The following is a 9,425-nucleotide window of genomic DNA, read 5'->3' on the forward strand; positions in this document are numbered from 1 at the left end:
CGACCTTAAAGGCGGATTAAGCGCCATATTTCGCCGATTTTCGTGGTCCAAGGTGATCCACATGCAGATCACCCGCAAGGCGCTCGTCGCCACCGCCCTGGTCGCCCCCGCACTGCTCACCCTGACTGTGGCACCCGCCCCCGCCGTCGCCCACGGCACCATGAACAACCCGCCCAGCCGGACCATGGTCTGTTACACCGAGGGCCCGGAGAGCCCGGACTCGGCCGCCTGCAGGAAGGCCGTGGAGCTCGGCGGCACCCAGCCGCTCTACGACTGGAACGAGGTCAACCTCGCCGCCGCCGCGGGCCGGCACCGGGAGCTGATCCCGGACGGCAGGCTGTGCAGCGCGGGCCGCGACAAGTACCGCGGCTTCGACCAGGCACGGGCCGACTGGCCGAGCACCTCGCTGACGAGCGGCGCCGCCCACACCTTCACCTACCGGGCCACCGCCCCGCACAAGGGCGCCTTCGAGCTCTACGTCACCAAGGACGGCTACGACCCCACCAAGCCGCTGAAGTGGTCGGACCTGGAGTCCAGGCCCTTCCTCACGCAGCGGGACCCGGCCCTGTCCAACGGCGCGTACACCCTGAGCGGCCGGCTGCCGGTCAAGAGCGGCCGGCACCTCGTCTACGCCATCTGGCAGCGCAGCGACAGCCCCGAGGCGTTCTACTCCTGCTCCGACGTCACCTTCGGCGGCGGCAACCCCAACCCCGCACCCACTCCGACGGGCACCCCCACCGCCACCCCCAAGCCCACGCCGACGCCCACCGACCAGCCCGGCGGCGGGACCCCGGTGGCGCGGATGAACGCCGGCATCGGGCTCGGCACGGGCACAGCCGGACCGGGCTCCCAGGTGAAGGTCACGGCCGTCTGCGGCTCGGGCGTGCGCGCCGTCACCTCCGGCGCCTTCACCCCGCGCCGCACCTCCCCGCCGGCGACGACGCGCTCCTGGACCACCACGCTCAAGGCCGCCGGAACGGGCACCTTCCCGGTCACGGCGACCTGCGCGGACGGCTCCCTGGCACGCACCACCCTGAAGGTCACCGGCTGACCTCCCCCAGACCGTCTCCCGGGCCGACCCCCCACCCGCGTCCCCGGGGAATCCCACCGCCCCGGCGCGGGACGCGGATCAGCACGCGTCCGGGAGACGGGCGCGGCCCCTGTGCCGGTGCGGCACAGGGGCCGGTTCACCGGCACAGGGAGGTCAAGCGACCTTCTTGGAGGACGCGGCCCACGTGTTGCACGAGCCCACGTCACCCGTCGCGTACCCGGCCTTCAGCCACGCCTTGATGCTGGACGTCCTGCCGTACCAGCGGCCCTCGCCGCTGCGGTCGCCCTCCATGAGGCCGAGGAGCTGCTGCCAGTCCCTGGAGTGCCTGCCGTCCAGCGGCCAGACGCTCTTCAGGAAGGCGCCGCTCAGGCATTCGGTCTGCAGGTTCCTCCGCCGCGTCTGTTCCATGTCCTCGGACGTGGTGCGGTACGGCAGCTTCTCGTACGCGGCGTCGACGCCGACGAGGTTCTGCACGTGGAGGCCGTACAGGGACGAGGCCACGTAGGCGAGCCACAGGTCGTGCGGCTGGCCCAGCCACGACCTGCCGAGCTGGATCATGAGGGTGTTGTTGCCCGCGCAGTAGTAGGCCTGCGAGTCGTCCTTGCCCGTGGTAAATCCACACCACTTCTTGGGCGCTTTGGCGACGTGCTTCACGCGAATCTTCTTGAACGGCAGCCCGGCACCGGTGAGGTGCTGCTCCCATGTGGTGTCGAGGCACTCGACAATGCCGTCGAGGTACGCCTTGGCCAAAGCGCGGTCATTGACCCTCACTTTCTTTTCCGCGCATGTGGTGGCGGGCAGGGCACCCGTCTCGTACAGCGCGTTCTTGGTGAGGGTGGCGTTCTTGACGGGATAGGCGGTCTGCGCCGCGGCCGCACCCGCACTCGCGAGGGGGATCAGTGCGGCACAGGCCGGCACCGCGAAATAGCGGATTCTCATGAGCCGCGACAGTAAGGCCAGGATCAGGTAACCGCAACTCGCGTATTCGTCGTCACCGAGCGTCGCTCACCGTTGACGAGAATGAATTGTTTCGTTGTCCCGGTCGCCATTCGCGGTGGCGGGACCCGGCCGGGGTGCGTAACGTACCCTCGATGGATCTCTCCCGGAAGTGGATGACATGAGCATGGGCTACGCCTTCGTCAACGTTCTGCTCTCGCTGGTCGTGGCCGTCCTGCTGGTGGTGGGCGTCGTCCTCATGGCGCGCGGGCGGAAGGAGCACGGCTCGGCGGCCACGCTGGGCCTGTGGGGCTGCGTGGTGCTGCTGTTCGGCCTCATCCTGGGCGTGGTGCGCTCCTTCACCCTGCCCATGATCGTGGAGATGGTCGGCACGCAGTCCGTCTCGGTCGTCATCCTGATCGAGAACGTGATCCAGACGGCGGTCACCTTCACCGGCACCGGGCTGCTGATCTGGGCCGTGATCGCCCGCCGGCCACCAGCCCGGGACCCGCGGCAGCCGGCCTGGCAGAGCCCGCATCCTCAGGGCCCGCACCCCCAGAGCCCGCAGCCCCAGAGCCCGCACCCCCAGCAGCAGCCCGGCTGGCAGCACCCGCCCCAGCCGCCGGCCGGCCCGTCCTACTGACCGGCCAGGTAGTCAGCCCACCTGATCATCCCGGTCGCACCCTCGGACGTCAGGTGGCCGGCCCTGAACGCGCGGCCCGGCCCCCCGGGCACCCGCACCCGCAACACCGGCCGCCGACTGTCCCGGGCGCGCAGCCACTGGGTCGCCGCCTCCGCCATCGACAGCACCTGCGGCCCGCCGATCTCCTCGACCCGCCCGCCGGGCCCCCGCTCCACCAGCGTGACAAGGCGGGCGGCCACGTCACGCACGTCCACCGGCTGCGCCCGCACCCCCGGGTCGGCCACCAGGGCGCCGAGCCGCGCCATCGCGGTGAACGCCTGGTTCACGAACGCCTGGTTCACGAACGCGTGAAACTGCGTCGCCCGCAGGATCGTCCACGGCACCCCGCCGGCCCGTACGGCTTGCCGCCCGCACCTCGTGGCCCGCCGCCGCGAGCCTGTCCAGGACGGCCCGCCCGAGCCGTCCGCTGCCACCGGTCACCAGTACGCACGTCATGCCTACGGGACGGGACGGGCCCGCCGGATGTGACAGCAGGCCGGCGTCACGCCCGGGTGAAGTCCATGGTCCAGTTGGTCTCCCAGGTGCGTTCGCCGTCCACGGAGAACGCCTGCTCCCACCGGCAGGAGTCCGGCCCGTGGACCGTCCAGACGAACCGGCAGCGCACCGGCGTGCCCTGGTGGGAGTCGTCGGCGTAGAACTCCCCTCTGGGCCCGTCGAAGCGGCCGACCATGGGCGGCAGGTCGAGCACGCCCCGCGCGCTGCTCGCCCAGTAGATCGACCACAGCTCGGTGGCCGGGTTGTAGAGGCGCAGGGTCAGCCCGGAGAAGCCCTTGGTCGGGAAGACGATCTCGTCGAAGTTCGCCGCCCCGGCGAAGTGCCGGGTGTCGACCGTGGTGCCGGGGAACTCGTCCCACTCGTCGCTGCCGGACAGCGGCTTGACCAGCCTGCGGTTGGCGACGTTCCAGGTGCCGGTGAGGAAGTCGAAGTCGTTCATGGAGGGACCGTAAGCCGGAGTCACTGACAGGTAATGTCAGTGACATGCGCGCTTCCCGGCTCGTCTCGATCCTCCTGCTGCTGCAGACGCGCGGGCGCATGACCGCTCGGGAGCTCGCCGACCGGCTGGAGGTCTCGGTACGGACGATCTACCGCGACGTCGAGTCGCTCCACTCCGCCGGCATCCCCCTGTACGGCGACGCCGGCCCGAACGGCGGCTACCAGTTGCTGGCCGGCTACCGCACCAGGTTGACCGGGCTGACGGGCGACGAGGCGGAGTCGCTGTTCCTCGCCGGGCTGCCGGGACCGGCGGCCGAGCTGGGCCTGGGCGCGGTGGTGACCGCCGCCCAGCTCAAGCTGATGGCCGCGCTGCCCGTGGAGCTGCGCGACCGGGCCGGCCGCATCCAGGAGCGCTTCCACCTGGACGCCCCGACCTGGTACCGCGACCAGGAGCCGGCCACGCACCTGCCCGCCGTGGCCGACGCCGTGTGGAACGAGCGGGTGATCCAGGTCCGATACCGCCGCTGGAAGGCGCCGCAGGAGGTGGACCGGAGGCTGGAGCCGTACGGGCTGGTCGTCAAGGCCGGGCGCTGGTACCTGGTGGCACGGTCCGGTGACCGGGTGCGCACCTACCGGGTCTCCCAGATCCTCGCCCTGCACCCGCTGCCGGAGCACTTCGCCCGGCCCGGCGGGTTCGACCTGGCGGCGTACTGGCAGGCGTACCTGGCCGACTTCGAGGAGCGGCTGCGCCGGGGCGAGGCCGTGGTCCGGCTGTCGCCGCGGGGGCTGGAGCTGCTCGGCAACCTCATGACGCCCGGTGTGGTGGCCGCGGCCCGGGCCAGCGCCGAGCCGCCGGACGCGGAGGGCTGGACCCGGGTGACCGTCCCCATCGAGTCGGTCGGCCACGCCACGGGCGAGTTCCTGCGACTGGGCGACGAGGCCGAGGTGGTCGCGCCGGACGAGCTGCGGCGCGCGGTCGCGGCGACGGCCGCCGCGCTGGCCCGGCGCTACCACCGTGACGCTATCCGGCCTGCCGGCGCATGACGTGGAAGCGCCGGGTGATGCCGTAGCCCGCGCGCGCGTACAGGTGACCGGCGGAGCTGGTCTCCCCCGTCCACAGGAACCACGACGAGTGCAGCCCCTCGGCACGCATCATCGCCATGGTCAGGTGGAGCAGGATCTTGCCGAGCCCGGTGCCGCGTTCGGCCTGCTCGACCCCGAACGGCCCGAACCGCTCAGGAATCCCGCGATAGGCCCCGTAGGCGGAGAACCCGACGATGCGGTCCTTTGTCGCGATGAGCAGCCGGTCCGGGTCAGGGTGCCGCCTGATCGCCTCGCCCCAGTCCGGGCTGAACGCGCTCGCCGCGAACCTGATCAGCTCCGGCAGTTCGCCGTCCAGCGGGGCGCGGAAGGCGTACCCCTCGCTCTCCCGCCTGGCCCGCAGCTCGTGCACGTCGTCCGGCGCCATGTAGCCGACGAGCGTGCGATCCATCGCGACGGGCGAGTAGAGCACCTCGAACCCCGCCCGGCGCAGCAGCCGGAGCCCGTCCGGATAGAGCTGGGGATCGACGCCCGGCAGCACGTAGTGGGGCGTGTAGGAGGCGAAGTCCACCCTCGTCCTGCCCTGCGCCGCCAGGAACGCCAGCGCCTCGTCGAGCAGCCGCCGGCCCAGCCCGCTCCCCCGGTGCTCCGGCACGACGAAGAAGAACGGGATCCAGCCGGTCTCGGGCTCCAGCCCCGCGCGGGGCGCGATCGGGACCAGCCGGCGGACCGCGTACGCGCACCCGGCCACCCGCCCGTCCCGGACGGCCACCCGCAGGCCCTCGGGGTCGAAGTTCGGGTCGAGCAGCACGCAGTCGCGCAGCCAGGCGCGGGTGGTGGGGTCGGCCGGCATGCTGCGGTTCCAGCCTTCGACCAGGGACGCCTCGTCACCCGAGGCGAACCCGCGGACGGTGAGGTCCTCCTGGAGGCGTGCGTGCGGGTCCATGGGACAACCCTTCCAGAAAGATCATCGCTGACCCAACCCGGCGTTACCGGTCCGTGATCATCTGGCCGGCCGAGGACGGGCCGGATGCAACCGCCGAGCGGCCTCGTCCGGAAGAATGACCAGGACGATCGCGATCGGGGACCCTGCGTGGAGGAGACCGGCCCGGTGACCACCGGAGACGAGCCGGGATACGGCATCGGCGCCGTGTCCCGGCGGCTCGGCGTGCCCGCACCCACGCTGCGCACCTGGAACCTCCGCTACGGCATCGGCCCGAGCCGCCGCAGCCCCGGCGGGCACCGCCGCTACGACCGGGTCGATCTGGCCCGCCTGGAGGAGATGAACCGGCTCATCCACGCGGGCGTCCCGCCCGCCGACGCGGCCCGTCAGGCGCTGCGGCTGCGCGCCCCGAACGTCCCGCCAGAGGGCGCCCCCACCGACGACCGGCCGGCCGGGCTGGGCCGGCCGGGGCCCCACGTCCCGTCCGCGGCCATGCTGGCCCGCGCCGCGCACGCCCTCGACGGCCGCACGGTCGCCGACGGCCTCGCCGGCGCCCTGGCCCGGCTCGGCGTCGTGGGCACCTGGGAACGCCTGGTCCGCCCGACCTTCGCGACGATCTGCCGCAGGCAGGACGAGACCGGTGCCGGCATCGACGTCGAGCACCTGTTCTCCGACCGCCTCCTGGCGGCCCTGCTCCCCCTGGCGGCCCGCCCGGACCACCCGGTGAACCACCGCCCCGTCCTGCTGGCCTGCGCCGAGGACGAGCAGCACAGCCTGCCGGTCCACGCGCTCGCCGCGGCGCTGGCCGGCGAACGCGACGTGGAGACCCACGTGCTGGGCGCCCGCACCCCGTACCCGGCGCTGGCGGACGCGATGCGCCGCCTCGGCCCGGCGGTCGTCTTCGTCTGGTCACATCGGACGGCCACCGGCGACCCCGCTCCGCTCGCCGCGCTGCCCGCGCTGCGGCCGCCCGCCCGGATCGTCGCCGGCGGCCCCGGCTGGGGGCCCGGCCTGCCGCGCAAGGTCGTCAGGGCAGACTCCCTGCCCGGCGCCGTCGCCCTGATCGCCGCGGCACTCGACTGAATCTCCCCGCCCTTGGTTGCCCGATCCCCCGCGGAGGGCGTTGAATAAGTTTTGAAGAGGTTATCTGCGGAAGAAGAGGACGATGGAACTGCTCGCCGATTGCTATCGCACCCACGCAGCGCTGGTCCGCTCGTATCTGAGGCGCCTCGTCCCGCCCGCGGACATCGACGACATGACCCAGGTGGTCTTCCTGGAGGTCTGGCAGTCCCGGCACCGCTACGACCCGGCGCGGAGCCTGGAGGCCTGGCTGCTGGGCATCGCGCGCAACCGCGCCGTCGACCACCTGCGCGCCCGCCGCCCCGCCACGGTCCCGCTGGAGGCCGTCGGCGAGCCCGCCGGGGACGACGGCCGGACCGTCAGCGACGGCCTGGCCCGGCGCGACCTGGTCCGCCGGGCGCTGTCCGAGCTGCCCGAAACCCAGCGCCAGGCCATCGAACTGGCCTACTACGGCCAGCTCACCCAGCGGGAGATCTCCGAACGGCTGCGCGTGCCGCTGGGCACGGTCAAGGCCAGGACCGCCCGTGGCCTGCACCGCCTGTCCGCCCTGATGGAGGCGGCATGACCAGACCCAGGGTGGCGGTGTCGAGCTGCCTGATCGGCGAGCCCGTCCGCTTCAACGGCGGTCACAGCCGTGACCGGTTCCTGTCCGGCCCGCTCGACCCGTACGTCGACTGGGTGCCGATCTGCCCGGAGATGGAGGCGGGACTGGGCACGCCGCGCGAGACGCTGCGACTGGAGCGTTCCGCCTCGCGCCCGCGCCTGATGACCCGCACGACCCGCGCCGACCTCACCGAACGGATGACCGCCCTGGCCGCGGCCCGCGCCGCCTCGCTCGACGTGGACGGTTACGTCTTCAAGTCGCGCAGCCCCACCTGCGGCGTCCACGGCATCCCCCTCTACCCGGGCGCGGACGGGCCGCCGGTGGACCGGCGCAACCGGGGCGTGTTCGCCGCGGGGGTCATCGACGCGCACCCGCTGCTGCCCGTGGAGGACGAGGGCCGGCTGAACGACGCCGTGCTGCGGGAGGCGTTCGTGGAGCGGGTCTTCGCCCATGCCCAGCTGCGCGATCTGCTGTCCGGCGACTGGCGGCCGCGCGACCTGATCGGCTTCCACGCCCGGCACAAGATGCAGCTCCTCGCCCACGACCCGGCCGGCTACCGCGCCGCGGGCGCCCTGGTGGGGCGGGCGGGGGTGCTGCCGCGTGCCGAAGTGGCCGCCCGATACGCCGAGGCGTTCCGTACGGCCCTGTCGAGGAAGGCAGGAGCCGGCCGGAACGTCAACGCGCTGCACCACCTCGTGGGCATGGTCGCGCTCGACCCGTCCCGCCGAGACCACCTGCTGGGAGTCATCGAGGCCTACCGGGCCGGGCTGGTGCCGCTGAGCGTGCCGGCGACCCTGCTGCGCCACGACGCCGAGGGCGAGGGACCGGCCGCCGCCTACGTCCGCGACCAGACCTTCCTCGCCCCGTACCCGGAGGAGCTGCGGCTGCGGCACCACGTCCCCGCCTGAGGTCGGCGAGGACGGCGCTAGGGGCGCCGGGGTGGGAGCACGCAGAATTCGTTGCCTTCCGGGTCGGCGAGGACGACCCACGGGGCGTCGGCGGGTTGACCGACGTCGATGCGGGTGGCACCGAGGGCGATGAGGCGTTCGACCTCGGCCTGCTGGTCGTCGGGTTGGAGGTCGAGGTGCAGGCGGTTCTTGGCGTGCTTGGCGTCGGGGACATGGATGAAGGCCAGCCAGGGCATCGTCTGCTCGTCCCTGGCGATGAGATGGGTGCCGCTCGGCAGCTCACGCCGGGCCTGGTAGCCGAGGGCTTGCGCCCAGAAGTCGGCCAGCCGACCCGGGGAGCCGCAGTCGACAGAAACGGCGAGCAACGCGCTGGACATGAGATGCCTCCGGAAACCTCGATATGAGCGGGTGGACGCTGAGTTTCAGATCATGCCGCTTACGAGCTCCTCAACCAGTCCGCCACGGGCTCGATCTCGGGGAGATCGAGCCGCCGATCCCCCGCTTGGACGCCCTCGACCAGGCGCTGACCGGCCGGTACGGGGCACTCCCCGACGGATGCCAGTGGGGGTCATGGGTGCGAGCGAGCCGCACGGGAGAAAGCGCGAGGCGGACGCGATCGCTGAACTGCCGGCGGGACCGCGGGCGGGCACCAGCTCGTCGCTGGTGCTGCGTGGCGAGCCCGGCATCGGCAAGACGGCGTTGCTCGACCACGCCGCCGCGGCGGCCGGGGACATGCGGCTGGTCCGCGGTCCGGGGGCCGAAATCCCTGACACAACATGTCAGTGATGCCCGGCTAGCGTCGAGGTGTTCTGCGCCGGCCAACACCGTCTGACGCACTGGATGCCGTAGAAGGGCTGCCCGTGATTCTTGAGATCCGCACGTATCGGTTGAAGTCAGGCACCGGCGACGAGTTCGTTCGCGTCATGCGGGAAGAGTCCGTGCCGCTACTGGAGGAGTCCGGTATCTGGGTGGTGGACTGCGGAGCGTCTTTGGTAGCAGAGGGCGGGCATGAGGAGGCCTATCTGATCCGCGCGTTCGCGTCCCTTGAGGCGCACCACGAGCAGGAGGAAAGGTTCTACGGCAGTGACGCCTGGCGGCTCGGTCCCCGCGAGGCGATCGTCTCCCGGATCGACAGCTATCACACGATTGTCCTCGAGACTTCAGAACAGACCGTGCAGGCACTCCAACGGCGATGACATCGGCGCTGCAGCGACTACGCCCCAGTT

14 protein-coding genes are annotated in these 9,425 nt (G+C 72.2%); 8 read left to right on the forward strand and 6 right to left on the reverse strand.

Annotated features, from left to right (window positions below; genetic code table 11):
* Window positions 1-61: 61 nt before the first annotated feature.
* A complete protein-coding gene (locus tag FHU36_RS45930; protein ID WP_185087211.1) occupies window positions 62-1,051 on the forward strand; it encodes a lytic polysaccharide monooxygenase auxiliary activity family 9 protein in 990 nt (329 codons plus the stop codon).
* Between the two features lie 153 nt (window positions 1,052-1,204).
* Here FHU36_RS45930 and FHU36_RS30555 read toward each other — a convergent pair whose 3' ends face one another.
* The gene (locus FHU36_RS30555) at window positions 1,205-1,990 is read right to left on the reverse strand and encodes a neutral zinc metallopeptidase (protein WP_185087212.1); all 786 of its coding nucleotides are present in this window, start codon (window positions 1,988-1,990) and stop codon (window positions 1,205-1,207) included.
* Window positions 1,991-2,168: 178 nt separating this feature from the next.
* Between FHU36_RS30555 and FHU36_RS30560 the strand changes: the two genes are divergently transcribed.
* Window positions 2,169-2,630 carry a hypothetical protein gene (locus tag FHU36_RS30560; protein ID WP_185087213.1) on the forward strand — a complete coding sequence of 154 codons (462 nt, stop codon included), beginning with the start codon at window positions 2,169-2,171 and terminating at the stop codon, window positions 2,628-2,630.
* On the opposite strand, the gene FHU36_RS30565 is transcribed toward FHU36_RS30560, so the two are convergent.
* From FHU36_RS30565 to FHU36_RS30570, 3 genes are read right to left on the reverse strand one after another with little or no spacing between them, the layout of a single operon-like run.
* Entirely contained in the window at window positions 2,624-2,956 is a 333-nt protein-coding gene (locus FHU36_RS30565; RefSeq protein WP_376774163.1) for an SDR family oxidoreductase, read from the reverse strand. The two genes, FHU36_RS30560 and FHU36_RS30565, sit on opposite strands and share 7 nt — an antisense overlap.
* Window positions 2,871-3,125 carry an NAD-dependent epimerase/dehydratase family protein gene (locus tag FHU36_RS46940; protein ID WP_376774164.1) on the reverse strand — a complete coding sequence of 85 codons (255 nt, stop codon included), beginning with the start codon at window positions 3,123-3,125 and terminating at the stop codon, window positions 2,871-2,873. Before FHU36_RS46940 ends, FHU36_RS30565 begins: the two co-directional genes overlap by 86 nt.
* 46 nt (window positions 3,126-3,171) lie before the next feature.
* A complete protein-coding gene (locus FHU36_RS30570; protein ID WP_185087215.1) occupies window positions 3,172-3,624 on the reverse strand; it encodes a hypothetical protein in 453 nt (150 codons plus the stop codon).
* Between the two features lie 44 nt (window positions 3,625-3,668).
* Between FHU36_RS30570 and FHU36_RS30575 the strand changes: the two genes are divergently transcribed.
* Complete coding sequence (locus FHU36_RS30575) at window positions 3,669-4,667, forward strand: helix-turn-helix transcriptional regulator (protein ID WP_185087216.1); 999 nt, start codon at window positions 3,669-3,671, stop codon at window positions 4,665-4,667.
* Here the strand turns inward: FHU36_RS30575 and FHU36_RS30580 are convergent.
* Window positions 4,645-5,610, reverse strand: coding sequence for a GNAT family N-acetyltransferase (locus tag FHU36_RS30580; RefSeq protein WP_185087217.1), 966 nt, complete (start codon window positions 5,608-5,610; stop codon window positions 4,645-4,647). The two genes, FHU36_RS30575 and FHU36_RS30580, sit on opposite strands and share 23 nt — an antisense overlap.
* A 165-nt stretch (window positions 5,611-5,775) precedes the next feature.
* On the opposite strand from FHU36_RS30580, the gene FHU36_RS30585 reads away from it, so the two are divergent.
* The 3 genes from FHU36_RS30585 (at window position 5,776) to FHU36_RS30595 (ending at window position 8,199) form a co-directional block, all read left to right on the forward strand.
* The gene (locus FHU36_RS30585; protein WP_312891923.1) at window positions 5,776-6,690 is read left to right on the forward strand and encodes a MerR family transcriptional regulator; all 915 of its coding nucleotides are present in this window, start codon (window positions 5,776-5,778) and stop codon (window positions 6,688-6,690) included.
* An 82-nt stretch (window positions 6,691-6,772) separates the two neighbouring features.
* On the forward strand, window positions 6,773-7,252 hold the full coding sequence (locus FHU36_RS30590) for an RNA polymerase sigma factor (RefSeq protein ID WP_185087219.1): 480 nt from the start codon (window positions 6,773-6,775) through the stop codon (window positions 7,250-7,252).
* Window positions 7,249-8,199, forward strand: a complete 951-nt coding sequence (locus tag FHU36_RS30595) for a YbgA family protein (protein ID WP_185087220.1) — start codon at window positions 7,249-7,251, stop codon at window positions 8,197-8,199. Before FHU36_RS30590 ends, FHU36_RS30595 begins: the two co-directional genes overlap by 4 nt.
* Window positions 8,200-8,216: 17 nt before the next feature.
* Here the strand turns inward: FHU36_RS30595 and FHU36_RS30600 are convergent, their stop codons facing one another.
* On the reverse strand, window positions 8,217-8,576 hold the full coding sequence (locus FHU36_RS30600) for a VOC family protein (RefSeq protein ID WP_185087221.1): 360 nt from the start codon (window positions 8,574-8,576) through the stop codon (window positions 8,217-8,219).
* 193 nt (window positions 8,577-8,769) lie between these two features.
* Here FHU36_RS30600 and FHU36_RS30605 point away from each other — a divergent pair, with 193 nt between their 5' ends.
* Window positions 8,770-8,985 carry an ATP-binding protein gene (locus tag FHU36_RS30605; RefSeq protein WP_185087222.1) on the forward strand — a complete coding sequence of 72 codons (216 nt, stop codon included), beginning with the start codon at window positions 8,770-8,772 and terminating at the stop codon, window positions 8,983-8,985.
* 74 nt (window positions 8,986-9,059) lie between these two features.
* Window positions 9,060-9,395 (forward strand): NIPSNAP family protein, encoded by a 336-nt coding sequence (locus tag FHU36_RS30610; RefSeq protein ID WP_185087223.1) that lies wholly within the window; start codon window positions 9,060-9,062, stop codon window positions 9,393-9,395.
* The last annotated feature ends 30 nt before the right edge of the window (window positions 9,396-9,425 follow it).

Source organism: Nonomuraea muscovyensis (assembly GCF_014207745.1).
In the GTDB taxonomy this organism is placed as follows: Bacteria; Actinomycetota; Actinomycetes; order Streptosporangiales; family Streptosporangiaceae; genus Nonomuraea; species Nonomuraea muscovyensis.